The sequence below is a fragment of the Stenomitos rutilans genome, assembly GCF_059505485.1.
Map to the genome: position 1 here is coordinate 55,781 of NZ_JCACKR010000060.1, position 25,484 is coordinate 81,264.

The window sequence follows — 25,484 nt, forward strand, 5'->3', positions numbered from 1 at the left end:
CTTACCCCTAACTCCCCCGATACGTGCTGTACGACCAGGGTGAAGCCAGCAACGGCACGTGATAGTGAGCATTGGGATCGGCAATACCAAATTGAATGGGAATCTCATGCAAAAAAGGTGGATTGGGCAAGTCCTGAAGGTGTTGGGCAAAGTACGCACCAGCACTAAAAATCAGTTCATACACCCCCACCTGCAATGCTCCATCCGCTAATAGCGGGCTATCAGTGCGTCCATCCGCATTCGTGAGTACCGTTTTCAACAGCGTTTTTTCGCCAGCTGGCGCGATCAACCAGAGCGCGATCGCCAAACCAGCCGCCGGACAACCCTGAGCCGTATCAAGAACATGTGTTGTCAGTTTGCCAGACATAGAAAGTAAGGGGTGAAGAGAGTTGAGATTGGGGGGGAAGGGATAGGGGGGAGGGATCAGGAGTCAGAATTCAGCCTTTGTATTTTTCGCCCGACTCCCGACTCCCGACTCTCTCCCTTTCTGCCCTCGCTTTTGTCACTTTAGATACGCGCTTGCTGGAAGGGTATGATTTCATGAGACAAATCTCCTTGATCAATCCTTTACTTACTCTTTTGGACTGATAGCGTGACTTTAAAGGCGTTTCGTGGTGCGTTTCTCGATTTTGTGGATGATCCATTCTATGCCTCAGAGGCAGATAGCGTCCGTTATCTGCCCGACGGTTTGCTGATTTTAGAAGATGGCAACGTTAAAACATTAGGAGCTTACGAAAGCCTCCGGGAACGCTGTGCGGGTCTTTCCATTACGGCTTATCCCGATCGACTTATTATGCCGGGGTTTATTGACACGCACATTCACTTTCCACAGACGGAGATGATTGCAGCGTATGGAGCGCAACTGCTGGAATGGTTGAGCAAGTATACGTTTCCAACGGAGGGTAAGTTTAAGGACAAAGCCTACGCTCAGGAAATTGCGTCATTTTTTTTGGATGAGTTGTTGAAGCATGGAACGACAACGGCGTTGGTGTTTACGACGGTTTATCCGCAATCGGTGGATGCGTTTTTTGAAGAAGCGAGCCGTCGCCATCTCCGCATGATTGCAGGCAAAGTGCTGATGGATCGTCGTGCGCCAGACTTTTTGACGGATACGCCTGAAACAGCTTATACAGCGAGCAAACAACTCATTGAGAAATGGCACAAGCACGATCGCCTCTTGTATGCCATCACGCCCCGGTTTGCGGTGACATCCAGCGATGAACAACTGAGACTGGCAGGAAAGCTACTGGCTGAGTTTCCAGATGTTTACATGCACACACACTTATCAGAAAACGTGAATGAAGTCAGGCTAGTCGCAGAGTTATTTCCTGAAAGTAAGGGCTATTTAGATGTCTACGATCGCGCAGGGCTAGTCGGTGATAAATCTGTGTTTGCTCATGGCGTGCAGTTGACCGATGCGGAGTTTCAGCGGTTGTCGGAGGCACACTCGGCGATCGCCTTTTGCCCCACCTCGAACCTGTTTTTGGGAAGCGGACTCTTTAACTTGAAAAAAGCAAAGTCTGTAGAAGCGCCCGTGAAAGTCGGCTTGGGTACGGATGTTGGCGGCGGGACGAGTTTTTCAATGTTACAAACTGCGAGTGAGGCTTATAAAGTGACGCAATTGCGGGGGGAAAATCTCTCCGCTTTCCAAGCATTATTTCTCGCTACGTTGGGAGGTGCCAGAGCGCTATCGTTAGAGAACACACTGGGCAATTTTGAGCCAGGGAAGGAAGCTGATTTTATTGTGATCGATCCCAAAGCGACCCCACTCATGGCACGGCGCAATCCCACCGCGATCGCACCCTCAGTGGCAGAACTGGCTGACCAAGCCTTTGCCACGATGATGATGGGAGACGATCGTGCGATTCACGCCACGTACATCATGGGTGAGCTGGCGTATGAGAATAAGGTATATAAGCAGATGGGTGGCGCTTAGCAGAGGAACGCAAGATGGTTGATGATCCAGTGGTTCTGAATGATTGGCATCCAGTGGCTCGATCGGAGGATGTGCCAGAAGGCTCCTTGCTGCCCGTTCGTCTATTAGAAGAAGAGTTGGTACTCTGGCGCACTGGCGGTCAAGTTTACGCCTGTCAGGATGTGTGCGCCCATCGCGGGACGCGGCTTTCCTGTGGTGCTGTAGATGGTGCCACCTTAGTCTGTCCCTATCACGGCTGGAAGTATAACAGCGAGGGGCAATGTGTCCACATCCCAGCGCATCCTGAGCAAACCATCCCCAAACGCGCTCAGGTGCAAACGTATCGTGTAGAAGAGCGCTACAACTTGATTTGGGTCGCGATCGGTGAACCCACACACGACATTCCACCCTTTCCCGAATGGGATGATCCGACCTATCGCAAGCTGCTGTGCGGGCCTTACGGGGCGTTTGAACTGTGTGGGCTAAGGGCGATCGAAAACTTTCTCGATGTGGCGCACTTTCCCTTTATCCATGAGGGTATTTTGGGCGACGCGGCCTATCCTGAAATTGAGGATTATGGGACGACGATCGAGCCAGACGGTGTACTTTCTAAAGGAGTGAGCGTCTATCAACCCAACCCCTATGGTACGGGTCAGGGTGGGGTGGTTGCCTATACCTACCGTGCGCTCCGTCCGTTCACCGCTTATTTAGCCAAAGAATCCGAAGGCACCCGCTTTTCCATTCTCTTCTGTGTCACACCCCATGCCGCTTTGAGCAGCACGCTCTGGATGTGGATGGCGCTGAATTATGATCACGAAACGCCTGCGGACGAACTGATTGCGTGGCAAGAAAAAATTCTGAACCAGGACATTCCCATCATTCAAGCACAACGTCCCGCTCTGCTGCCACTGGGTGGTCAGACGGATTTGCTGCTCAATAGCGATCGCACCTTAATTGCCTATCGTAAATGGCTACAGGAGATGGGCCTGCGCTTCGGAACAGTTAGTGGGTCGCGATCGCATCAGTAGAGCCAGTGACACTTTTACAGGTAGGACTGACGCCTCTTGACCAAAACCTCGGAGGTTTAAGCGACGACGCTTGGTGACGATGCCTGATGCTTGGTGAAAATCTCCGGAGGTTTGCGTAAATTCTAGAAGGGTTCAGCTCGTCAGGCGGCAGTTAAGTGCTGCATAATGCAATCCCAATCTTTTTTGCTGATGGCTATATAGCCGCGTAGAAAGGGAAACCCCCATCGTGTCTTATTAGAAATGAAGTCAAGCTCCTCAATCAATGGTTGAATAGAAGCTTCCTGCTCAATGCCTTCAAATTGAATTTTGCGCCGAAACGCACACGTACCAGCGATGTCTATCGTAAAAATCGGTTCATCCAGCACGGTGCCAAACCCTTTGAATTTCTGAAAGACATTGGCTTTATCTGTTTTGGTATGGTCAATTTTCGGCGCATAAAACACAATTTTGTCGCCCGGAACGATCTGCTCAAGGGGTTGCCGCTTGCCGTGACCAATCCCAAACATGCCTGATGTTGCGCCCTGGACAACGTGATTGCGAGATGCAACGCCAACCCAATAGTTTGTATCATTCATCATTTTTCCTCGATCGCCCCACATCATCGTTGTTCACAAGTCAGACCGTTCGCAAGACATACTGGAGATACAGACTCTATCAAGTGCTTGCCAAGCACAACCGCTGAGATCGATCAGCCGCTGTCTTGTACACTTCTTTATGCAGTACGTATCAATCCCCACCGCAAAGGTGGCGCGGTGAAAGTAATCTTAGCGATCGACGATCTGTACTCTTAATTTCTCTGCCCTTACACATTCCTTTATCGCTCTGTAGAGACTCTAACGATGCTTGAATCCTACCGTCAACATGTGGTCGATCGTGCGGCTCAAGGGGTACCGCCCTTGCCGTTGAGTGCAGCACAAATGTCTGAACTGGGCGAGCTACTGAAGCAGCCACCTGTCGGAGAAGCAGAATTCTTGCTCACGCTCTTGCGCGATCGGGTGCCGCCCGGTGTTGATCAAGCCGCCTATGTAAAGGCTGGCTTTTTAACCGCGATCGCCAAAGGCGAAACGACCAGTCCCCTGGTGTCGCCTCAAGCTGCGGTTGAACTCCTGGGTACCATGATGGGCGGCTACAACGTTCATTCATTGATCGAGTTGCTGCAAGTTTCCGATGCTGATATTCCAGCCACAGCCGCCAAAGCGTTGAGCAAAATTTTGCTGGTTTATGATGCCTACCATGACGTGCAGGAACTTGCGGCAAGTGGCAATCCCTATGCCCAGCAGGTACTTGAATCCTGGGCAAACGCCGACTGGTTCACGAGCCGCCTGGAGCTAGCCGCTGCGATTACGGTAACGGTGTTCAAAGTGCCCGGAGAAACCAACACGGACGATCTTTCGCCAGCGCCCCACGCGACCACACGACCGGATATTCCTCTTCACGCTCAGGTGATGTTAGAGACGCGCCAGCCAGGAAGTTTGGAGACAATCGCCACCCTCAAACAGAAAGGACATCCCGTTGCCTATGTGGGCGATGTCGTTGGGACAGGTTCTTCTCGGAAATCCGCCATCAACTCCGTGCTGTGGCACATTGGCGACGACATTCCCTTCGTGCCGAACAAGCGCACGGGTGGCTATATCCTGGGCGGCAAGATTGCGCCAATCTTCTTCAATACGGCGGAAGATTCGGGAGCGTTGCCGATCGAGTGCGATGTCACCAGACTTGAAACGGGCGATGTGATTACGATCTATCCCTACAAAGGCGAAATCACCAACGAAGCGGGCGAAGTGCTTTCCACCTTCACCCTCAAGCCCGACACCATCCTGGATGAAGTACGGGCAGGCGGACGCATACCACTCTTAATTGGTCGCACGCTAACGGATAAAATTCGCGCCGATATGGGTCTAGACTGTAGCCCGTTGTTCCGCCGTCCACATCAGCCAGTCGATACAGGCAAAGGCTTCACATTGGCCCAAAAAATGGTCGGCAAGGCGTGTGGACTTCCCGGTGTGCGTCCTGGCACCTCCTGCGAACCCTTAATGACGACCGTTGGATCGCAAGATACGACTGGGCCCATGACCCGCGATGAACTTAAAGAGCTTGCCTGCCTGGGTTTTAGCGCCGATCTCGTGATGCAAAGCTTCTGCCATACCGCTGCCTATCCTAAACCAGTCGATATTAAAACCCACAAAGATCTGCCTGACTTTATGCATGAGCGCGGCGGTGTGGCGCTGCATCCCGGCGACGGTATTATCCACTCGTGGCTGAATCGGATGCTGCTGCCCGACACCGTTGGCACAGGTGGCGATTCCCATACTCGCTTTCCGTTGGGAATCTCTTTTCCGGCAGGTTCCGGTCTGGTTGCCTTTGCCGCCGCCCTCGGTGCGATGCCGCTAGATATGCCCGAATCGGTGCTGGTACGCTTCAAAGGCAACTTGCAACCAGGTGTCACCCTACGCGATATTGTGAATGCCATTCCTTATACCGCCATGCAACGGGGACTACTGACGGTTTCTAAGGAGAACAAGCAAAACGTCTTTTCCGGTCGCATCATGGAGATGGAAGGGCTACCCGATCTGAAGCTGGAGCAAGCGTTTGAACTGACGGATGCAACGGCAGAACGCTCCTGTGCGGGTTCGACCATCAAGCTGAGTACGGATACGGTGGCAGAGTACCTGCGATCGAACGTCGCTTTGCTGAAAAATATGGTGGCACGAGGCTACGGCGATGCGCGCACCATTCTGCGTCGCGTTGCCAAAATGGAGCAATGGTTGGCTGACCCAAGCCTCATGTCTGCTGACCCCGATGCGGACTATGCCGAAATTATTGAGGTGGATTTGGATCAGGTGACGGAGCCGATCGTTGCTGCTCCTAACGATCCCGATAACGTGAAGCTGATGTCTGAATGTGCAGGCGATCCCGTCCACGAAGTCTTTATCGGCTCCTGCATGACCAACATTGGGCACTATCGCGCCGCCGCCAAAATTCTCGAAGGTGCAGGTCCCGTCAAAGTGCGCCTCTGGATTTGCCCGCCTACCCGCATGGACGAAAAACAACTGCGAGAAGAAGGCATGTATGGCATCTTCGCCGCTGCCGGAGCCAGAACCGAAATGCCGGGATGCTCACTCTGCATGGGCAACCAGGCACGAGTGGCAGACGGTACAACGGTCTTCTCAACCTCTACGCGCAACTTCAACAATCGCATGGGCAAGGGCGCTCAGGTGTATCTTGGCTCGGCAGAACTGGCAGCGGTTTGCGCGCTGTTGGGCAAAATTCCCACGGTTGAGGAATATATGGCGATCGTCACCCAAAAGATCGATCCTTTCGCGGCTGACCTTTATCGCTACCTCAACTTCGACCAGATCCCTGATTTTGAAGATGAAGGTCGCGTCATCCCCCTCAACGAAATGCCTCGGATTGAAGATATCCTGGGTATGCCGATCGTAACTGCGCGATAGTCCTTGCTCACCCTTCACAATGCGTAGCGATCGTTCTGTCCGGTAAAGGCAGAACGGTTAGCCCAGGACGAGTAAAAAAGGTTTCAGGCAATTCTCGACGATGCCCATCCTGAGTGTTTTGGAATAACACAGTAAACGCACCTGCTCCCAATCCTTGTTGCGGAAACATACGATAGCAAGGGAAGTCCGTCAGGTGTGATTGATACAAACTTAGATGAGGTACCTTTACCGCTTGAAATTGCGGAAATTGCCTTAAAAACCACGCAGCAACCTGCTCATTTTCTTCGAGAGAATACGCACATGTCATATAGGCCAGGTAGCCATTAGCGACAACAAGCTGGGCTGAGTTTGCCAAAATGCGCTTTTGCCGCTTTGCATTACTATTAATCGTTATGGGATGAAAGCAACCGGGCGCTTTTCCGCCTTTTGCTAGCAACGATTGCCCCGTACAAGGTGCATCTACAATGACAACTTGAGCCGTTTGAGGAATCTCTTTCGCTAAAATTTCTGAATCCAAGCGAAGCACGATCGCCGGATGAATTTGGCATCGTTTCAGATTAGAAATCAACGCACCTGTACGCTTACCAATGACCTCATTGCCTAGCAGTTGCTTTGGCTTTAAAGCAGTCCAGGCAAAAATACTTTTACCGCCCGGTGACGCGCAAACATCAATGACTAAATCTACAGGTTTTGTAAGCGTTAGTAAGGTAGAAGCGGCAAAAACAGAGGAAAAATCAAGGCAGTAGAAAGCCCCCTGACTGTGCAGCGGATGTTGACCTGGCTTTAGCTCGATCGCCAAACGTTCCACAAAAGCAGGCTGCCATATTAGAGGTGGTTCAGTTTCAAATGGGCTATCGCTTGGTTTTTCTTGGCACCAAAGAATACAAGGATTAAACGCTTTCGGGTGTAGTAATGCATCAATAAACTGTGCGCGATCGCCAGCGTCTTCAAAGAGTTTCTGGCTCAGTTTCAGTAAAAGATTAGAAGGTTGCTCCATAGCATCTTTGACAAACGTCGAAACGGCCACTACTTCTGTTAACGATAGCGCCTTACCGACAACTACGATAGCTGACCTTGCTCAATCCGAGCGGATGCTCAAGCGGTAGCAATTTGTCGGTTGAATTGGGCACTCTAACCCTATCAATATCAGGAATTTTCATGCGACCCCATCCATCCCAATCGCAAATCCGCCCTAAAATTAGCACCATGCCCCGTCAGAAGACGGAAGCAGCAGCTTATCTGGATATTTACAAGCTAGTGAACGAGAAGACGCGCCTCCAGCAAGAGTTAACCACCTTGGCAGAACGGCGCGATCGCATCCAATCCCGCTTGGACGTGCTTGATGTCGAAATTACCACCCTGGAACAAAGCGCTCATCAATTGCGCGATGCGACACCCATTGAGGGGGAGACAGTCAAACCCACAAAAGCTTCCGCTTCAGAGTTCAATACCTTTGATTTCTCGGAGTATTAATAGGTTCCATCAATAGCATGTGAGCTAGCGACGATCTACAACAAGCTGGCTCCTGATTGACTGACATAAAGCCTTGGATGCTTTAAAGGTTCACTATTTGTAGCAAAATGTGGAAAGCCTCTAAATCCCGCAAAAAAAGGCGAAAACAAGGGAAACTGCTCAAAATAGGGCCTTAAATGGCTCCTGCCAACGCCTACTCTTAACTGGAACGTGCGCCATCTGTGTCCGGTAGGGCAGGCTACTGGTAAGAGCTGGCTTTTAAGGGCAGAAGAGCCTGCGGGTGATTTAGTGATGTGCTGGAAAGAGATTGCACCTAGATTTCCACAGCTCAAGCATAACAGATCACCGAATCTTTAAAATTCGACAAAAATAAAATTACAAAACATTTTGGTAGGATTTATCTAAACTTTATTCCTGCCTGTGTAAGTGCTTCCGATAAACAAGAATAGATAAAGACGACGCTGTATTAATTTAGTCTGCTAGACCCTTCGTTCATATTAGGCTTACCATTGACCTGAGCGCTGTTAGAGAACCAAATGTCGCAAACGATCGCCTATTTAATCAATCAATACCCTAAGGTGAGCCACAGCTTTATTCGGCGAGAAATTGCTGCTCTTGAAGCGCATGGTCTGCAAATTAGACGCTTTGCCATTCGTGCTTGCCACGCTGAATTGGTTGATCCAGCAGATCAAGAAGAGGTTAATCGGACACAGCCCGTATTAGGCAATGGAGTTGTAGGGCTGCTGGTTGGTCTGTTTTGGGTGGCGATTAAGCGACCTGTTCGATTTCTTCAAACTTTAAGACTGGCTTTAAGGCTAAGCCAGGGTGCTGAACGGAGTGTATTGCACCACTTAGCCTACTTTGCTGAGGCTTGCGTCTTATTAAACTGGTTTGCGAAAGCTAAGGTTGCTCATGTGCACGCTCATTTTGGTACAAATTCAACGACGGTAGCTTTACTCTGCAATGCACTAGGTGGCCCACCCTACAGTTTCACTGTGCATGGTCCAGAAGAATTCGACAAAGTCAAAGCAATTTCGCTACCCGAAAAGGTCGCTCGAGCTGCATTTGTCGTTGCTGTCAGTCACTTTGGCAGAAGCCAACTCTATCGCTGGTGCCCGCTACTAGATTGGTCGAAAATTCATATTGTCCACTGTGGCGTAGATGCAGAGTTTCTTACCGCTGTGCCGACCCCAATTTCTGTAGACCCGCATCTAGTTTGTGTTGGTCGTCTTTGTCCTGAGAAAGGTCAACTGCTGCTACTGGATGCTGCTAGTCATCTAATGCAGCAAGGCTTACCTTTCAAGCTAACCTTAGTGGGAGATGGGCCAATGAGAAATGAACTAGAAGCTTCGATCAATCGGCTGAAGTTGCAGAACCATGTCGAAATTACAGGTTGGGCAGACGGCGATCGAGTACGCCGAATCATCTTAGCTGCTCGAGCCTTAGTGCTTCCTAGCTTCGCAGAAGGGTTACCAGTTGTCATCATGGAAGCTTTGGGACTGAGACGTCCTGTCATTAGTACTTATGTAGCTGGCATTCCAGAGCTTGTTGAGTCTGAAGTTTGCGGTTGGTTAGTGCCTCCTGGGTCAGTGGAAGACTTGGTCATTGCGATGCAGAAAGCTCTGCAAACACCTGTCGAGAAGCTAGAGCTGATGGGGCATATTGGTGCTCAGCGGGTTGTAAGTAACCATAACTCAATGCTGGAAGCTGGCAAGCTAGCAGCTTTGTTTCAGTTCTACGTTGAGCAATTACCGATGTCTCAGTCGGTTGAGGCTCCGTGTAAGCGCTTTAATCTTGAGCAACCGATTTAAGAAACAGTGATTTAATTGTCCCTTGAGTTATAGGTATTCATGTCATCCACCAGCACACCATCTGTCAAAAAATTAGCGATTCGAGGGGCAGTTTGGACGATCGTCGGCTATGGTAGCAGCCAGGTTTTGCGCTTCGGTAGTAATCTGATACTGACACGGCTACTCTTTCCTGAGTTGTTTGGACTGATGGCTATTGTCAACGTCTTCCTTACAGGGTTACACCTATTTTCTGATCTGGGCCTTAACGCCAGTATCATTCAGAGTAAACGGGGGGACGATCCTGTTTTTCTCAACACCGCCTGGACACTGTCAATTGTAAGAGGTGTAGTTTTATGGCTGTGTTGTCTTGGTATTGCCTATCCTGCGGCCCAGTTCTATCATGAGCCGAGGCTATTGTGGCTACTTCCTTTAGTTGGGCTTAGCACTTTAATTGGGGGCTTCTGTTCAACATCTCTCTCCACACTTAATCGCCATCTAGCATTAAGGCAAATTGCTCTATTTGAGCTAGGTGGACAAGTTGTTGGCCTTGTTGTGACGTTAGTTTGGGCATGGCTTAATCCATCTGTTATGGCGCTAGTTGTCGGTGGGCTAGTTTCATCAGTCTTTCAACTAGTGATAAGTCACCGACTCAATGAGAATCTGCGTAACAGCTTTGCCTGGGATAAAAGCTCGATCAAGGAACTGATCTCATTTGGTAAATGGATTTTTCTTTCTACTGCTATCTACTTTCTTTCTTCATCGACTGATCGCCTCATTCTTGGAAAGCTTTTTACATTTCAATTATTAGGGGTTTATGGTATTGCCCTTACACTCTCAGATATTCCTCGCCAAATTGTGTTTGCCGTTGCTACTAAGGTTATTTACCCCGCCTACTCAAAGTTTGTAGAGCTACCTCGATCGGAGTTTCGTGCCAAGATTGTTCATCATCGCCAACCGATGCTATTGGTATCAGCCGTTGTTACAGCTTTAACAGTGAGTTTAGGAGATTTGATTATTAGCTTTTTGTATGACGATCGTTATACAGCAGCGACCTGGATGTTTCCGCTTCTAGCTATAGGCATGTGGCCTTTGGTGCTGATTCAAACGATTGATCAAGGCTTATGGGCTTTGGGAAAGCCAAACTATTGGACGGCTGGTTCGTTTTTGAGCTTTCTATGCTACGCCATAGGCATTCCTTTGGGTTATCACTCACCCTTGCATGAAGTAGGGGCTGTTTTAGCGGTGGCACTTAGCAATGTGCCCATTTGGTTTGTCGTAATGTATGGTTTGTGGCGCGAGAAGTTATTAGCAATTCGACAAGATTTATTGATGACCGCCTTGTTTTTAGCGATTTTAGGCCTAGTGATTGCGATCCGTGTCAGCGCAGGCTATGGCTCACCGTTTGATGGGCTTTCTGTTCCTCATTAACGGTCTGTCTGACTACTGCTACTTAAATATTTTGATTTTGAACCCCTGGGTGTTACATGCAAGAGAACATGCTAAGCAATAAAGAAAATACGCCCATTACTTTAGGAAAGCCCAAAAGCGATCGTCTGTCTGTTGCCTATTTCACACCGGGTTGGCCACCTCAAACATTTCCCAATGGGATTGTTACCTATGTCGCAACAATGGTTGATGGAATGCGTGAGCTAGAGCATCAATCGTATGTTCTAACGCCTTATTTAGATCGCTCTCAGACTTTAGGTCTTAGTAGCCAAGACGTAATTCAGTTGTCGTCTCGTCGATCGAATGAATTTGTTGGTCGTTTGTTCGATACGCTGCAACAGCGAATCTTACCAGAATCAGCTTTTCGGGCTTCCTTTGTTCGTGGTTTATGCCGAGGCATTCATACTTTAACGACCAGGGCTAGCTTAGACTTACTCGAGATAGAGGAGAGTTTTGGTTTTGCAGGTGCTCTGCGTGATCGCCTTTCTATACCCATTGTTATACGTCTTCATGGGCCGTGGTTTTTGAATGGCAAGGTGATGGGGTTTCCAGAGGATGAAGTTTTTGCGCGTCGGGTTCAGTATGAAGGAAAAGCGATTGCTGAAGCGTTTGCAATTACAGCACCCTCACATGATGTTTTGGAGCAGACCCGTCGCTACTATAATCTTCCTTTGGAGAAGGCAGTTGTCATTCCCTGTCCGATTGCTTGTACTCCAAAAGAGCAGCGATGGCGATCGCAGGATTGTGATCCCAATGTTATTGCCTTTATTGGTCGGTTCGATCGCCATAAAGGAGGCGACCTTGTGATTGATGCCTTCGCCCAAGTTCTACGAGAATTTCCAAAGACTCGATTGATTTTTGCAGGTCCCGATCGAGGGTGCATTGATGATAATGGTCGTGCTTGGAAATTTGAGGAGTATGTGCAGGATCGACTGCCCGGCGCCTTAGAATTAGGGCAAATTGAATGGTTGGGTCAACAGCCTCCCTCTGCCTTGTATGAGCTGCGCCGGAAAGCTCAACTTACAGTGGTTGCATCGCGTTATGATAACTTCCCCTATACCGCACTTGAAGCGTTGAGTTTGGGTTGCCCGATCGTAGGGGCTTGTGCAGGAGGCATTCCAGAAATTATCACAAATGAAGTTTCTGGACTACTATTTCAAACCGGGGATGCAACAGATCTGGCTGCTCAAATAAACCGCTTGTTAAGCAACCCGGAGCTAGCAGCTAAACTCGGCCATCACGCTGGTGAAGAGTGTGCAATGCGTTTTGCTCCAAAAGTGGTTGCCAAGCAATCAAGTGACTTTTATCAAAAAACACTGGAACATTCGTCTCGAAGTAAGGTTGGCTTCCCAACGACATCAGCACGCACCTAGTGGCTTCAAGCTTTGATTCACAGTGCCCTCAATTTTTACTTTCTAAGGATCGTGGATTTAATAAAACCGAGTATTTGCGTAGGATGTGTTAGCACCGCGTAACGCATCGTCTCCGAGGTTGGTGATGCGTTACGGCTAGCGCCTAACACATCCTACAAAAGCCAATCTTATTTAATTCTCATTCCTAAGTAAATCTCAGAGGACTGGTCCGGCAGGGTGAAATCAGTTTGCAATAGGCTAATTTTTCGTTTGAGATGAGGTCTTTCATCATGTGATTCAATGTGCTGAAGAAGTTCTGGCAAATCGTTCTGGAAAAAGACAGTTGTTACCTACTATATCTTTACATACGAGCTTACTGGATAAAGCTTTCGCATACATGCTAGTAAATGCCTAATCTCTCGATTAAAAATTATAGAGATGTTCTAGTTTAAGAATCTATTATTTTTTACTCAAACTAAAGCTTTTACTTAAATCTAGGGGAATTAAGATGCAGTTTTCTTTGCGTACTGTGGTGCCATCAATTAGCGTAGAACCCACGATGATGTTTGGTTATCCTACATGTGCTTCTGACGTTTATACACCTAAAGTCGAGCAAATTTTTCTGCCAGATCAAGAGGATATGCCAGAACTTCCGGTTGAGATCAAAGTTGCTAAAAAATATACTTGGGAAATACAAGCTACTAACTGGAAGTGGAAGCTGTTTGAGCAGATGATTAAAATAGGTCGACATAAGCAATCTCTTGACTATGAAGGTCATTTTATTTTTGATGCTCGTGGTGAGACAGACAAAAATATTGCTCACCTACTTGAAAATATTTGCACTCCTGTTCTGCTAGCAAAAAAGCTCATCTCACAACACTTAAAGCGGCCCGTTGAAATTAATGTTATTTTGAAAGAGAATGCTTCAAAGCTTGCACAAGATCTTTTTAATACATTAGACATTCCGATTCTTTGTACTAATTTTGAAGTTTATGGAAATGTTGTTGAAGCCATTTATGACTATAGGTATCGGTTATACGGTATTGAAGCGGAACTGTTTAACTTGGAATTCAAGGGCTATAACCCATCAACCGAAGAACGCATTTTTATCGCCCGACGTGGTAGCCGTCATCTAATCAATAACAATGAAGTTGCCAAGTTTCTTGAAGAAAGAGGTTTTGTGACTTATTACTTTGAAGATCTCACAGCGAGTGAAAAATGGTCAATTGCTCGCAATGCAAAAGTTGTTGTTGCAGTTCATGGTGCTGGGACTGGAAACTTTATCTTCAATCGTTTGGGATTAGCGCCTCAAGCAAAAAACGGAAGCGGGTTACGCATTATTGAGTTATTTTCTCCAAGTTTCACAATTCATACCTACCGACAATTTAGCACCGTTTTGAATGGAAGCTGGTGTGGCGTCCGTGGTCAGATTACACCTGAAGTACTGCGCTACTTAGATTTTGATACGAGTCCTCGAGATACGCTAAAGTCTCCTATTCGAGATCCGTTCAAAATTGATCTATCTTCCTTGCAAATGGCGCTTGATTATTTGAAGGTTGATGAGGCAAAGCCGAACACGCAGCGATTAGTGCATGATGCTCACAGTAATCGGTGAGAACTGTAATCCAACATCCGAAACGTGTTTTTAAAGAGCCTAAGTTGGTTAGGGGATCTCGATCGAGACCAGTGCATTCTCTGGCAGGTAACTCCGGTACCGACCGCCTTCAGATAAAACCAGCATCAATTGAAGTGACCAGTCAGGCTGAATTTGCAAGTCTGCCCAGGGTACGGCCAGTTCCAAGCAGGTGTCTAAGCCGATGCGAGCGCGGGTCATGCGTGACTGCCAGCGTAAATCTTCGCCAGCCTCCTGAAACCAAAGCGTTTGGGTTAGCAGGTTGAGGCCCAAATGATGGTGGAACAGATAGTTTAAAGGAGCCTGGTTGGGCAAGTCTACTAGCGGAATTGAACTGTTGTGCATGGTCTGGTTAGGGTAGAACCAAAGCAAATTCAGTTCTGGCGGAAAATCACTTCCAGGTCGTGCCCCTGCTTGAAAGTCTAGGCGGAGGTAGAAGTTTAGGTGATCAACCCCAAACCAGAGTCGTTGTATAGCGCTGCTGCGGTGCATGGTGCCGCGTGCACCACCGATTTCAACGCGGCCTGCTTTATCCCAGTCCTGTTCGTCGCCACGTCCATCGATAAAGGGATGAATGAAGCTTTGAGGAGGACGATCGCCACCAGCAACGTGCGCTTCTACAGGACGGCGCACCTCTGGCGGAATGGGTTCGTTCAATGCCTGATAAATTGCCGCCAGATGCTCTCGAAAAAGCTGGTCGAAGATAGCGTCTTGGTTAGATGAATGTCCTTCACCAAACCACCAAAACCAGTCGGAGCCTTCTGCTGCATAGAGTGCTTCCCAGACCTCTGGATTTGCTTCTTCCGTTGCTTCGGGGTGATTTGCTAGAACTTGTCGGGCAGCGGTTAGTAAGTCCCAGGCGCGGTTTTTGGCCGGGTCGCCAATCCAGGTGGTGAAGTTGCCGTCTACCCAGGAGCCGCTGTGCAACTGGGCAGCAGGAATTGTTTCGGTGGGCGGAAATTGGTCGAGATATTCCGAGACTGTGACAAGCTGAATATCAGGCGAGTGGCTAAGGGTTTCGTAGAGCGATCGCAGAAAGGGAATGCCGTCATGCGGATAGTACTCCCAGCAGTTTTCGCCATCCAGGGCGATCGTGACCAGGTGAGGTTCTTCGAGCGCTGTGCTGCCACTAGATTGCTGTGCCTTGAGCGATCGCGCGATCGCTTCCAGGTGTCCTACCAAATCGCTAGCCGCTTGCTTGGGTTCCATTGCGCTGTAGGTGAAGCCAATCAAATCAGAAAGGCGGTGGTCGCGGAAGACGATCGCCAGATCACCAAACTCGGTTTCTAGCCGATAAGGACGATACAGGAACTGCGGTTCAGAAACATTACCCGATCCATCGCGATGGAAGAAGTGCTTGATGCTCCAGCCCAACACAGCTTCATCAGAACAAAGCCACTGGAAGCCTTCTTTTGCGATCGGTGCTAATATAGAGGGGCTGACTGATTGTTCTGAGGGCCATAAACCACGAGGTGGTTGTCCAAACCGCTCTTGATACAGTGTCCAGGCTTTCTGTAAGTGGCGAGGAATGTCGTCTGCCCACTGAAAGCGTTGATGTGGCAAGGTCATGCCTGGGACAGCGATTTGTCCTGCATCGGTATCTGCTAACAGCGGCAGAATGGGATGGGTGTAAGGCGATGTGATCACTTCTAGCTGTCCAGCATCTTGCATTTTGCGATGTTGAGGCACGATGCGGCTAAGAAGTTCGCGCTGCTTTGAGTAGATGCGTTGACGATCGCCCAGCGTAAAGTTTTTGCCCCGCTCCAACCACTGGGCAATGTCTGGATCATCCCAAAAAAGCGGATCAATCCACGCAAGGTTGTGCCATGCCAGCAGATCACTGAAGTCTTGTAGTGTCCAGTTATTTAAGCACCAATCGCATCCTTTGTCCTGCCGCTGGTAGTAAAGCTCGGCGTAGCGGGGATGAGGATCGATGAGCGTGTGATGGTTGCCATCAAAAAAATGCTCAACCACAAAGTTCTTCTGCTCTGGCTTCAGTTGCTCTGTGGGCAGCAACGCCGCTGTTAGATAGGGATCAAATGCTGTCCCCGCAACATAATCTTCGATTTGTAAGATTAGTGATGGGACTAGATTCACCGTTTGGTGCAGTGTGGGGTAGTCCTCTAAGAGCAGCACTAGATCGAGGTAGTCTTTTGTGCCGTGCAGTCGAACCCAGGGCAAACGATATTGCCCATCTAGTAACGTGCTGTGCTCAACCCGGCTTTTGTAAAGTGGCTGATGTTGATGCCAGATAAACGCAACGTAAAGGGGATGGGGCATAGAAAGGAAGGATAAAGGATGAAGTATGAGGGATGAAGGAATCGTGTCAACTCAGCCCTTAGCCCACCGCAGAGCGGAAGCAAGCTACATCCCTCAGCCTTTCTAAAGCACTTGTTCGACTTCGGCGATTTCGGGGATGAATTCGCGCAAGCGTCGCTCGATGCCCATTCTCAGAGTCATGGCAGAGCTTGGGCAAGAACCACAAGCACCTTGCAGCCGCAGCTTGACGATCGGGCCATCGATTTCAACGAGTTCGACGTTCCCACCATCTGCCATGAGGTAGGGGCGCATTTCGTCCAGCACGGTTTCAACGTTTGTTTGAGTTAGTTCTAATGTTTCGGTCATAATTCACCTGTAATGGTTTAGTTGAAGCTTTTTCGATCGTAGCGGAAAGAGGGGGCAGGGGAAGCAAGGGGAGACGGAACAGGGAGACTTCACTCAAACCGTTAAAAGAATCCAAAACTCTTACTCCTGCTCCTGCCGCTGTTGCTCTTAACTCTTCTTCAGACTGCCACTGGTGTCAACAGTTTGATATTGGAGAAGCCATACTCGGTGATCACAGTCTCTCCTGGTTGGTCTTCTTTAATGACGCGACGAGTGAGGATGTAGTAGTGACCAATTTTTTCGTAGGTGTCTTCAGATTGGCTGGAGCCTTTAAGTTCACCTGTTTTGGCGTCATGATAGACAGAATCGTAACGTTCTGCGAGGTAGCCTTCGCCAGTGTCGATCGTACTGAAAGTGTTGATGGTCACGACCACACCGTGAATGTGACGATGCACCAGGGAAACAACGTTATCACGTACTTTGTAGCCATCGCCCATCGCTTTGCCACTGACGGCAATGGCAACTGCTCCGGTTTCATCGGTTTCGCCCAGTTCAAAGATATTCTTACCGTGAGTCTCTTCAAATGGCTTGCGAACGCGGTGAACGGCGATTTCCCAAACTTGACCTTTGATTAAGTCCTGGGCTTTCTCATCGGAGATATCGGTAATGTCGTAGGTCAGATCGTGATTGATGCGGGCTTTGCCTGTGTAAAGCTGATCGCCTTTTTTGACGGTGATGTCGGTGCTGTAACCGGGGAAGCTAGAGTCCCAGGTATAACGGTTTTCATAGGCAGCCCGGAATAGCTCACGAGCGGACAGTGGCTCTGTCATGCAATTCTCCTTGCGTCATCGTCCAATCTCTAGTGTAGAGAGTTTTGGGTGAGATGTTGCGGGAACTGTGTGGGGTGAGCTGAAGATCCTGTGGCTATCGGGTGTAGGGTTTAGGGTGCGGATGCTGGAGAGACCTTATGCCCTTTGTTTATCAACGTACAGTTCGGTTTGGCGATACGGATGCAGCGGGAGTGGTCTATTTTGCGAATGTGCTGGTAATTTGCCATGAAGCTTATGAGGCATCGTTGGCAGCAGCAGGAGTCGATTTAAGAACTTTTTTTAGTGGCATTGAGGTAGCGTTCCCGATCGCTCATGCTGGTGTTGACTTTTTTCGTCCAATGGTTTGCGGCGATCGCTTGGAGATTCACTTAACTCCGAAATTAATGAATGAGGGAGAGTTTGAGAATGTCTATGCTGTGTTTTTGGAGGGTAAGCTGGAGCGATCGGTGAGTCATGCCCGAACGCGCCATGTTTGTATTGATCCAGCCACCCGTAAGCGACAATCACTCCCCACAAACATTAGTCAATGGTTGGCACAGTGGACGCATGAGCGTTAGCGATCGCTTCTACTTCGAGACGGTTGACTTTGCCTTGGGCGTTGCGTGGCAGTTGGGCAACGGCTACCCAGTATTTGGGATGTTTGAATTTGCTGAGTTTATCCTCTAAAGCCGCTTGGAGTGCTGCGATGGTGCTGCTGGCGTGGAGGGGAACATGGACGGCTGTGATGGCTTGTCCCCAATGGCGATCGCTCACCCCGATAACGCATATATCTTGGACTAAGCCAGTCGATCGAATGGCGGCTTCGACCTCTGCTGGAAACACATTCTCACCGCCTGTGATCATTTTGTCGCTGTATCGTCCAATGATGTGCAGGTAGCCGTTGGAGTCAAAAAAGCCTAAATCATCGGGTTGAAATTCTTTCTCTTCTCGCTGCGGATGGTAGTGTGCGAATATCTCGGCTTCGTCTAGAGATTGTGTCCGGGGGACTTCCCCCCGGCTCCCCGCTTTTTGGGGGCCTAACTCCCCCAAACCCCCCGAACATGAGATCTGACGCGGGAATAACATATGGGTTGGCGAAGGGGTGAGGGTTGCGATCAATCGATCACGATCGCCTGGAGAACCTGGATAGTACTTCCACGCGAGTGATTTTGCCTGGATAGTGATGTTACCAATTTGGTGAGGTGCCAGTATGTTGCCATCTGGATCGCGGATGGTGATCTGGGCGTGGGGTAAGACTTGTCCAGCGTTGGTGTGTCCTTTGAGGAAGTCGTCTGGTTTGAGCGTGGCAATCTGGGATGCGGTTTCGGTCATGCCGTAGGTGGGCGCAAGTCGAATGTGGTGGTGTCTTGCTTGTTCTAGTAGGTCTGACCAGGCTGGTGCTCCACCCAGAAAAACAGTGTGGAAACGAGATAACCAGGCGATGGAGGCGTTGAGAATCGGGAATCGAGAGTCGAACGTTGGGAAAAAGCGTTGAGTGGAAGAAGCCTCGTCAGTTCTCTGCGTTTTCGCGGTTTGCTCCTTCGCCCCCTCCTGATTGAGCAAGCGCTGAAGTTGAGTTGGCACTAGGGATAGAAAAAAATCTTCGGGATTAATGGAGCTACGATCGCCCCTCTCAACGGCTTTAAACGGCAACACAACTAATTGACCGCCTGTCGTGAACGATCGCAGAAATTGCATTAAGCCACTGACGTGGTAGAGCGGTAGCACACAAAAGGAGTTTACCCGTTTGACTTCAAAGTATTGGCAAAAGCCGCCAACAGATGCCATGAGGGTTTCCCAAGTGTGAATGGCAAAACGAATGTTGCCCGATGTACCTCCTGTGGGGATCAAAATGTGGGGTGTGGAGTGTAGGGTATAGGGTGTTCTAAGTTTTGAGTTGTGTGCCGCCTTCGGCATTCCAGAAACGCGCAGCATTTCTGTAGGAGATGTTTTAAGTAGCGCTTTCCGCCGCGTTGCTAGAGAGTTTTGAGTGACTTTCCCTGCTTCCCCCGCTTTCCCCGCTTCCCTCCGCCTCCTGCCCTCTGCCTTCGCTACCTCGCCCCGGATCAAATCGGGCTGAACCAACTCAAACACTTGGTCCCATTCGGCTGGTACCCAGTCAGGGTTGGCAAGAACAATGCAGCAGTTGGCGGCACAAGCAGCGATGAAGTGAGCGAGAAAGGTAAGGGGATCACGTTCTGCTAAGAGAATGGTGAGGGCCGTTGCGGGTTGAGGGTGCGATCGCAACTCTTCCAATACGCGTTCTGCCAGCACAAAAAACTCCTGGCTGTTGTACCCAATAAGCCAGTCATCTTCAGACCGCTGCTTCAGGTCAGTTAACGCTGTTTTCCGTTGCATACCCTTACACCCCATACCTTATACCCTGACTGATCCTAACCACTGAAAGGGGTCTGCCACAATGGCTGAAAATCACTGCTTTCAGTCTCTTCAAACCAATGATTCGTGCCGTAGCCCATCGCTCGATCGAGATTCCCCAACGCTGTTGCTAAGCGGAGACCAGCTTGCCGCCCGATTACAGTCTCAAAGGCAGAGGAGAAGACCGCATCAATAGGACGAGCCTGGCAAAACTGTCGCAACTGGAAGGGAGAACCGACGATCGCAGGCTTGATGACAATAATGCCTCGCCAGCCGTTTTCATAGCAAACTTGTAGCTGTTGGAGTGTGGCAACAGACTCATCCAGAGCGATCGGTGTACGGTAGCAGTGGCTTAAGTTCTGCATCGCTTGAAACTGGGAAACAGCCAAGGGTTGCTCAAAATATTCCAGGGTGACAGGCAAGCTTGGATCATCAACAATCGCATCGCACGTCTCTAGCCATCGAGCCGCATCATCAAGGCTGAGTCCACCGTTGGCATCCAGACGCAATTTAGTGGCAGCAGGAAGGCATCGAGCCAGCGTGTGCAATAGCTCAAGCTCAGTGGCGATCGTCTGCACCCCAATCTTCCACTTAAAGGTGCGGAAGCCCTTCTCCCAAAGCGGTTTCCAGGCGGTTAGGGCCGCTTCTCCTGTGGGGAGGAGAACGGAGTGGGGCGTAGGATAAAGCTCAGACGTTGAGTGTTGATGTGGATGTTTTACCTCCTCCCAAGCCGACTCAAAGGCAAACTGGCAGGATGGGAAGGCGTCAGGAATCGAAAAAATCAGATCGTTGGACAGCTCTGATGGCAGTTGATGGCAAAAGGCCACCGCTTGCTCAAGCGTTTCGGAGCCAAACCACGGTATGGGCGCAATCTCTCCCCAACCAATGGCTCCAGCTTCGTTGACCAACTGCACAATCATGCCTTCGCGCAGCGTCCAGCAACCGTAGCTGGTCTGCAACGCCTGCTTAAAGCGCCGTCGATACGGTTGAAATTGCCATTGGTAAAGCATTTACGTTGGCAAGGCTGCTCCAAACTCAAGCAGTTGTGGCAGCACGAAGCCTAAACCCAGAAAGATACCGCTCCAGAAGTGCAGTGCGACAGCAATAAATTTACAATTGCTAACGTTTTCGGGCGTGTTGTAGTGTTTGCCCACATGCTTGCAGAGTTTGAGGGCGATCGGCAGACTGGCAAAAACCAGCAGCGTCGTTACAGGAAAGCTGCCTAACCACACGCTCAGGGCAGTGAGCGCAAAAATACTGCCACAAAGCCACGGCAATAACTGCGCGGCGCGTTTTGTGCCCAGTCGGACGATCGGCGATAGCTTACCCACTGCAGCATCGTCAGCTTCTTGGTGGAAGTGAGAGCAAAATAGAATCAGGCTGGTGGAGACACCCACGATCGCAGAGGCGGCAAAGTTTGTGCCTGAAAACGCCTTGGTTTGGCTGTAGTAGGCAGCAGCAAAAGCTAAAGGCCCAAAAGCAAAGAAGCACAAAATTTCGCCCCAACCCTGGTAGCTGAGCCGGAAGGGGGGACCCTGGTAGATGTAGCCCAAAATGCAACACACAAGGATAATCCCGACCACGGTTAGATCATGCTGAATTATGGCGATCGCGCCGATACCAAATAGCCCCGTTGCAAGGCACAAATTCCCCAACCAAAAAATCAACGGCTTATTTTGGGTGAGATTTACCAGCGAGTGGGCTTTGTTTACATCCACACCAGTCTCTGAATCAAACACATCATTCGCAAGGTTTTCCCAGGCAAGGATGAGAATGGCAGCGAAGACAAAGATAGCGAAAATACCTGCCTGAAGGGTTTTGGTTTCGGCGATCGCAATTGCAGTGCCCACAACGATCGGCATAATTGCCACGCTGTACATCGGCGGTTTAATCGCTGCCAACCACAATTTTTTGCGAATCGCTGGTGCAGCTACTAAAGCATTTGCTGAAGAATTAACCGTTTCTCGGGTCATTGTTTTGCAAATATCAAAAATTGAATGCAGTCTCAGAAGCTCACTCATTCTACGATCCAGTGGTTCGGACAGCTCTGTTAGACCGTGCAGACTTCAAATTTCGCAATATTTGAGGGGGTGAGGAGGGGTGAGGTGTGAGAATCAAAGAGTCAGGCGTTAACGTGATTGACGCGACAGGTAAAGTAGAAGTCAATCACTTCAGGAGGCGTTGGAGGCAGGAGACAGAAACCGAAGTAGCGAACCATTAATTTGGCTCAAAACTAATTGTCAAAACTAGGATCTTTCCACCTTTTCCAAGCGCTGTTTTTGTTGATACCTTTTATCTTTTGCCCTCCATGACCGTTACCCCTCGCTGCACTGATCTGTTTCAAACTCGTAGAGAGCTGCACCATTTTCTTGGCAGGTATCAGCAGATTTCAGAGGAGAAAAATCAGCCGCAAATTGTTAGTCTTTCCATAGAAATCAATACGGTTGATCCGCTTGTCGCTTTGCAGGCTTTGACAAGTAGATATCAACTTCATTTCTATATGGAAAAACGATCGCTTGGGCGAGAGGTTCAGCCACATAAAGGGCTGGCGATCGCGGCAATCGGTGCTGCTGCCAAACTCGTGGTTGGTGGGGTAGAGCGCTTTACGGCTGCTCAGCGATTTATCCGTTCAACATTGGCTCATACGACCCTTTGTGGAAACGCTTACTCACCTTTGGCAGGTCCTCATTTCTTCTGTAGCTTCACGTTTTTTGATCAGAAAATTGACAGCAGCTCAGCCTTTCCAGCAGCAACGATCGTTCTACCAGAATGGCAAGTCTCTAGAAACGGGCAGCACTGTCTCGTGGTAGCGAATGTTGTGCTTCAGGCTGGTACCAAATTAGAAGAAACTGTTGATCGGCTCTGGCAAACGTGGCAAACGATCCGATCGATCCGGTATGAGTTCGTTACACCTGTGATTGACCACCGCGATCTGTTTACAAGACGTGATGTTGCTCATACCCAGCAGTTTAAGCAAGCGGTAAGGGCGGCTATTACCGCCATTCAACAAACAACATTTCACAAAGTTGTGCTGGCTCACGCCGTCGATGTCACTTCGCCACTACCGTTCGATGCGATCGCGGCGCTGCACCACCTCCGCAAGCTGTATCCTGGCTGCTACCTGTTTTTAACCAGTAATGATCGAGGGCAGCAGTTTATCGGTGCAAGCCCAGAACGGTTGGTTAGTGTCCGAGATGGTCAACTTAAAACGGGTGCATTAGCAGGCTCAGCACCCCGTGGCAAAACTACCAGCGAAGATGCTGTCTTGGCACAACGCTTACTAGCAAGTATAAAAGAGCAGCATGAGCATCGGGTCGTCAGTCAGTTCATTTGCCAACAGCTTACTCAATTGGGCTTGAGTCCTCAACCATCCCCTGTGCGCCTCTTACAACTATCAAACATTCAACATCTGCAAACACCGATCCAGTCAACTGTGCCTGCCGACATTCACCTGCTTGATGTGGTTGCCACCCTCCATCCCACGCCTGCCGTTGCTGGTATGCCCCGCCCAATCGCCTGTGACTACATTCGCCAGTATGAGGCGTTTGAGCGATCGCTTTATGCTGCGCCGATCGGCTGGGTGGATCATCATGGCAATGGTGAGTTTGCAGTGGGCATTCGTTCAGCCATACTGAATGGAAACCACGCTCGACTGTTTGCGGGTGCTGGGATTGTCGAAGGGTCAGATCCCGATCGAGAACTGGCGGAGGTACAGCTTAAGCTTCAAGCGTTGTTGCAAGCACTCGTCTGACCATGCCGATTGATTTTACGAATACCAATCTGGTCTGGACTTCTATTCTGGTAGAAACGTTACATCGCTTGGGACTGGCGACTGCGATCGTCTGTCCAGGTTCGCGATCAGCTCCCCTTGCGATCGCGGTCGCCAATCATCCTTACGTTGAGGCGATACCCGTGCTGGATGAGCGATCGGCATCCTTCTTCGCGCTGGGTCTTGCCCGCCAGAGCCACCGTCCAATAGCGCTGATCTGTACGTCTGGAACAGCAGGCGCAAACTTCTATCCTGCTGTCATTGAGGCGAAAGAAAGCGGAGTATCCCTGCTTATCCTGACGGCCGATCGTCCACCTGAGTTGCGTGATTGCAATGCCGGACAGGCGATCGACCAGCACAAACTATACGGCACTTTTCCCAATTGGCAAACCGAACTGGCAATGCCAACCCTGGAGCTGCCGATGCTGGCCTATCTTCGTCAAACCCTCATCCACGCTTGGGAGAGAGCTTTGTATCCTGTCTCCGGAGTCGTCCACCTCAACCTCCCCTTTCGCGAACCCCTTGCTCCTACCCTAGAGCCTTCAGCCCAAGCCCTTGCCTCTACCTTCGACATAGAAGCTTTCTTCGCCTCGGTTACGCCTAATTGGGATGGAGAAGGTAAAAGGCAAAAGGGAGAAGGTAAAAGTCAGGAGTCAGAAATCAGGAGTCAGGAGTCAAAACACTCCAGCGAAGGGACATACCCCACTCCCCACTCCCCACCTCCCACTCCCTACTCCCTACTCCCTACTCCTCACTCCCCCTCCGGCATCATCATCGCTGGCACTGACCAACCTGAGGCTCCGGAGGTCTACTGTCGTATGATCGCCCACCTCTCTCAAGTTCTCGGCTATCCAGTTTTAGCGGAAGGGCTTTCGCCCCTGCGCAACTATGCTGACTGGAATCCTAACCTGATTACGACCTATGATCTGATCCTGCGAAATGCTGAGCTGGCGGACAAGCTGGCACCTGAAACAGTCATTCGCATTGGTGGAATGCCTACCAGTAAGCAGCTTCGCGTCTGGTTAGAGACAACTCAGCCGCGTCAGTGGATTATCGATCCAGACGGTCGAAACCTCGATCCATTACATGGCAACACGACGCATCTGCGACGATCGATCACCACTTTCCTCCAGTCGTTTTCCCAACAAGCTGCGATTGAAACTCCCTACCTTACGTTGTGGCGCACGATCGAGGCTCAAGTCAGGCAAACCGTAGACCAAACGCTGCGTGAGATAGACGGGCTGTTTGAAGGTAAAGCAGCCTGGTTACTCTCTCAAGTGCTGCCTGTGGGTACGCCACTGTTTATCAATAGCAGCATGCCTGTACGTGATGTGGAATGGTTTTGGGCACCTGGAAACTCTAGAGTGCTGCCATACTTCAATCGGGGCGCGAATGGTATTGATGGCACTCTGTCCACCGCTTTGGGGATTGCTCACCGCCAGCAAAGCAGTGTGATGCTCACAGGCGATCTGGCACTACTGCATGACACCAATGGGTTTCTCTTACGCCAGCATTTTGTTGGGCATTTGACGATCGTCCTCATTAACAATAACGGGGGTGGCATTTTCGAGATGCTGCCGATCGCCCAACATAATCCACCCTTTGAAGCGTTTTTTGCCACGCCCCAAGCGATCGACTTTGCCAAACTCTGCACTACATATGGGGTTGTATATGAGCGCATCACAACCTGGCAACAGTTAGAACAACGCTTAAACCCTTTGCCCACAAAAGGCATGAGGGTGCTAGAAATTCGCACCGATCGTAAAGCCGATGCCCAATGGCGAAAGCAGCATTTGGGTACGTTTGCTGCCAGAATCAAGATTTAGGAGTTAGCGGT

General features: G+C 49.8%; 20 protein-coding genes. 11 read left to right on the forward strand and 9 right to left on the reverse strand.

Translation table 11 applies throughout. The features are described from left to right. Window positions 1–7 precede the first annotated feature (7 nt). Window positions 8–367 (reverse strand): hydroxyisourate hydrolase, encoded by a 360-nt coding sequence (gene uraH, locus AC5JLP_RS10220; protein ID WP_496067831.1) that lies wholly within the window; start codon window positions 365–367, stop codon window positions 8–10. Between the two features lie 225 nt (window positions 368–592). Between uraH and guaD the strand changes: the two genes are divergently transcribed. Together guaD and AC5JLP_RS10230 are read left to right on the forward strand one after the other, a co-directional pair. Then, on the forward strand, window positions 593–1,936 hold the full coding sequence (gene guaD, locus AC5JLP_RS10225; protein WP_496067832.1) for a guanine deaminase: 1,344 nt from the start codon (window positions 593–595) through the stop codon (window positions 1,934–1,936). A gap of 14 nt (window positions 1,937–1,950) precedes the next feature. Then, complete coding sequence (locus tag AC5JLP_RS10230) at window positions 1,951–2,943, forward strand: aromatic ring-hydroxylating dioxygenase subunit alpha (protein ID WP_496067833.1); 993 nt, start codon at window positions 1,951–1,953, stop codon at window positions 2,941–2,943. A gap of 140 nt (window positions 2,944–3,083) precedes the next feature. On the opposite strand, the gene AC5JLP_RS10235 is transcribed toward AC5JLP_RS10230, so the two are convergent. Then, the gene (locus AC5JLP_RS10235; RefSeq protein WP_496067834.1) at window positions 3,084–3,521 is read right to left on the reverse strand and encodes an EVE domain-containing protein; all 438 of its coding nucleotides are present in this window, start codon (window positions 3,519–3,521) and stop codon (window positions 3,084–3,086) included. 261 nt (window positions 3,522–3,782) lie between these two features. Between AC5JLP_RS10235 and acnB the strand changes: the two genes are divergently transcribed. Further along, window positions 3,783–6,395 carry a bifunctional aconitate hydratase 2/2-methylisocitrate dehydratase gene (acnB, locus tag AC5JLP_RS10240; protein WP_496067835.1) on the forward strand — a complete coding sequence of 871 codons (2,613 nt, stop codon included), beginning with the start codon at window positions 3,783–3,785 and terminating at the stop codon, window positions 6,393–6,395. Between the two features lie 7 nt (window positions 6,396–6,402). Here acnB and AC5JLP_RS10245 read toward each other — a convergent pair whose 3' ends face one another. Then, a complete protein-coding gene (locus AC5JLP_RS10245) occupies window positions 6,403–7,392 on the reverse strand; it encodes an RsmB/NOP family class I SAM-dependent RNA methyltransferase (RefSeq protein ID WP_496067836.1) in 990 nt (329 codons plus the stop codon). A 161-nt stretch (window positions 7,393–7,553) separates the two neighbouring features. Here AC5JLP_RS10245 and AC5JLP_RS10250 point away from each other — a divergent pair, with 161 nt between their 5' ends. The 5 genes from AC5JLP_RS10250 to AC5JLP_RS10270 all read left to right on the forward strand — a co-directional run bounded on the left by AC5JLP_RS10250 (window position 7,554) and on the right by AC5JLP_RS10270 (window position 14,071). Beyond that, window positions 7,554–7,868, forward strand: a complete 315-nt coding sequence (locus tag AC5JLP_RS10250) for a hypothetical protein (protein WP_496067837.1) — start codon at window positions 7,554–7,556, stop codon at window positions 7,866–7,868. Window positions 7,869–8,404: 536 nt separating this feature from the next. After that, window positions 8,405–9,679, forward strand: coding sequence for a glycosyltransferase (locus AC5JLP_RS10255; RefSeq protein ID WP_496067838.1), 1,275 nt, complete (start codon window positions 8,405–8,407; stop codon window positions 9,677–9,679). 39 nt (window positions 9,680–9,718) lie between these two features. After that, window positions 9,719–11,086, forward strand: a complete 1,368-nt coding sequence (locus tag AC5JLP_RS10260) for an oligosaccharide flippase family protein (protein WP_496067839.1) — start codon at window positions 9,719–9,721, stop codon at window positions 11,084–11,086. A gap of 68 nt (window positions 11,087–11,154) precedes the next feature. Beyond that, on the forward strand, window positions 11,155–12,477 hold the full coding sequence (locus tag AC5JLP_RS10265) for a glycosyltransferase family 4 protein (RefSeq protein WP_496067840.1): 1,323 nt from the start codon (window positions 11,155–11,157) through the stop codon (window positions 12,475–12,477). Between the two features lie 487 nt (window positions 12,478–12,964). Further along, entirely contained in the window at window positions 12,965–14,071 is a 1,107-nt protein-coding gene (locus AC5JLP_RS10270) for a glycosyltransferase family 61 protein (RefSeq protein WP_496067841.1), read from the forward strand. 48 nt (window positions 14,072–14,119) lie between these two features. Here AC5JLP_RS10270 and AC5JLP_RS10275 read toward each other — a convergent pair whose 3' ends face one another. The 3 genes from AC5JLP_RS10275 to AC5JLP_RS10285 form a co-directional block, all read right to left on the reverse strand. After that, a complete protein-coding gene (locus AC5JLP_RS10275) occupies window positions 14,120–16,369 on the reverse strand; it encodes a glycoside hydrolase family 57 protein (protein ID WP_496067842.1) in 2,250 nt (749 codons plus the stop codon). 102 nt (window positions 16,370–16,471) lie between these two features. Next, the gene (locus AC5JLP_RS10280; RefSeq protein ID WP_496067843.1) at window positions 16,472–16,714 is read right to left on the reverse strand and encodes a NifU family protein; all 243 of its coding nucleotides are present in this window, start codon (window positions 16,712–16,714) and stop codon (window positions 16,472–16,474) included. A 158-nt stretch (window positions 16,715–16,872) separates the two neighbouring features. Then, window positions 16,873–17,523, reverse strand: a complete 651-nt coding sequence (locus AC5JLP_RS10285; RefSeq protein ID WP_496067844.1) for a DUF3386 domain-containing protein — start codon at window positions 17,521–17,523, stop codon at window positions 16,873–16,875. Between the two features lie 137 nt (window positions 17,524–17,660). On the opposite strand from AC5JLP_RS10285, the gene AC5JLP_RS10290 reads away from it, so the two are divergent. Beyond that, the gene (locus tag AC5JLP_RS10290) at window positions 17,661–18,080 is read left to right on the forward strand and encodes an acyl-CoA thioesterase (RefSeq protein WP_496067845.1); all 420 of its coding nucleotides are present in this window, start codon (window positions 17,661–17,663) and stop codon (window positions 18,078–18,080) included. Here the strand turns inward: AC5JLP_RS10290 and AC5JLP_RS10295 are convergent. From AC5JLP_RS10295 to menA, 3 genes are read right to left on the reverse strand one after another with little or no spacing between them, the layout of a single operon-like run. Next, window positions 18,043–19,860: a 2-succinylbenzoate--CoA ligase gene (locus AC5JLP_RS10295; RefSeq protein ID WP_496067846.1), complete on the reverse strand. Its 1,818-nt coding sequence runs from the start codon at window positions 19,858–19,860 to the stop codon at window positions 18,043–18,045. The two genes, AC5JLP_RS10290 and AC5JLP_RS10295, sit on opposite strands and share 38 nt — an antisense overlap. Window positions 19,861–19,895: 35 nt before the next feature. After that, on the reverse strand, window positions 19,896–20,888 hold the full coding sequence (locus AC5JLP_RS10300) for an o-succinylbenzoate synthase (protein ID WP_496067847.1): 993 nt from the start codon (window positions 20,886–20,888) through the stop codon (window positions 19,896–19,898). Beyond that, on the reverse strand, window positions 20,889–21,851 hold the full coding sequence (gene menA, locus AC5JLP_RS10305) for a 2-carboxy-1,4-naphthoquinone phytyltransferase (protein ID WP_496067848.1): 963 nt from the start codon (window positions 21,849–21,851) through the stop codon (window positions 20,889–20,891). It lies immediately after the preceding gene. Between the two features lie 335 nt (window positions 21,852–22,186). Here menA and AC5JLP_RS10310 point away from each other — a divergent pair, with 335 nt between their 5' ends. Beyond that, complete coding sequence (locus AC5JLP_RS10310; protein WP_496067849.1) at window positions 22,187–23,629, forward strand: isochorismate synthase; 1,443 nt, start codon at window positions 22,187–22,189, stop codon at window positions 23,627–23,629. A gap of 2 nt (window positions 23,630–23,631) precedes the next feature. After that, window positions 23,632–25,473, forward strand: a complete 1,842-nt coding sequence (gene menD, locus AC5JLP_RS10315) for a 2-succinyl-5-enolpyruvyl-6-hydroxy-3-cyclohexene-1-carboxylic-acid synthase (RefSeq protein WP_496067850.1) — start codon at window positions 23,632–23,634, stop codon at window positions 25,471–25,473. Window positions 25,474–25,484: the final 11 nt, after the last annotated feature.

Coding starts and splice junctions, on each gene's coding strand:
- uraH (WP_496067831.1), bottom strand. CDS start 367: ATGTCTGGCAAACTGACAACACATGTTCTTGATACGGCTCAGGGTTGT.
- AC5JLP_RS10230 (WP_496067833.1), top strand. CDS start 1,951: ATGGTTGATGATCCAGTGGTTCTGAATGATTGGCATCCAGTGGCTCGA.
- AC5JLP_RS10235 (WP_496067834.1), bottom strand. CDS start 3,521: ATGATGAATGATACAAACTATTGGGTTGGCGTTGCATCTCGCAATCAC.
- acnB (WP_496067835.1), top strand. CDS start 3,783: ATGCTTGAATCCTACCGTCAACATGTGGTCGATCGTGCGGCTCAAGGG.
- AC5JLP_RS10245 (WP_496067836.1), bottom strand. CDS start 7,392: ATGGAGCAACCTTCTAATCTTTTACTGAAACTGAGCCAGAAACTCTTT.
- AC5JLP_RS10250 (WP_496067837.1), top strand. CDS start 7,554: ATGCGACCCCATCCATCCCAATCGCAAATCCGCCCTAAAATTAGCACC.
- AC5JLP_RS10255 (WP_496067838.1), top strand. CDS start 8,405: ATGTCGCAAACGATCGCCTATTTAATCAATCAATACCCTAAGGTGAGC.
- AC5JLP_RS10260 (WP_496067839.1), top strand. CDS start 9,719: ATGTCATCCACCAGCACACCATCTGTCAAAAAATTAGCGATTCGAGGG.
- AC5JLP_RS10265 (WP_496067840.1), top strand. CDS start 11,155: ATGCTAAGCAATAAAGAAAATACGCCCATTACTTTAGGAAAGCCCAAA.
- AC5JLP_RS10270 (WP_496067841.1), top strand. CDS start 12,965: ATGCAGTTTTCTTTGCGTACTGTGGTGCCATCAATTAGCGTAGAACCC.
- AC5JLP_RS10275 (WP_496067842.1), bottom strand. CDS start 16,369: ATGCCCCATCCCCTTTACGTTGCGTTTATCTGGCATCAACATCAGCCA.
- AC5JLP_RS10280 (WP_496067843.1), bottom strand. CDS start 16,714: ATGACCGAAACATTAGAACTAACTCAAACAAACGTTGAAACCGTGCTG.
- AC5JLP_RS10285 (WP_496067844.1), bottom strand. CDS start 17,523: ATGACAGAGCCACTGTCCGCTCGTGAGCTATTCCGGGCTGCCTATGAA.
- AC5JLP_RS10290 (WP_496067845.1), top strand. CDS start 17,661: ATGCCCTTTGTTTATCAACGTACAGTTCGGTTTGGCGATACGGATGCA.
- AC5JLP_RS10295 (WP_496067846.1), bottom strand. CDS start 19,860: ATGCAACGGAAAACAGCGTTAACTGACCTGAAGCAGCGGTCTGAAGAT.
- AC5JLP_RS10300 (WP_496067847.1), bottom strand. CDS start 20,888: ATGCTTTACCAATGGCAATTTCAACCGTATCGACGGCGCTTTAAGCAG.
- menA (WP_496067848.1), bottom strand. CDS start 21,851: ATGACCCGAGAAACGGTTAATTCTTCAGCAAATGCTTTAGTAGCTGCA.
- AC5JLP_RS10310 (WP_496067849.1), top strand. CDS start 22,187: ATGACCGTTACCCCTCGCTGCACTGATCTGTTTCAAACTCGTAGAGAG.
- menD (WP_496067850.1), top strand. CDS start 23,632: ATGCCGATTGATTTTACGAATACCAATCTGGTCTGGACTTCTATTCTG.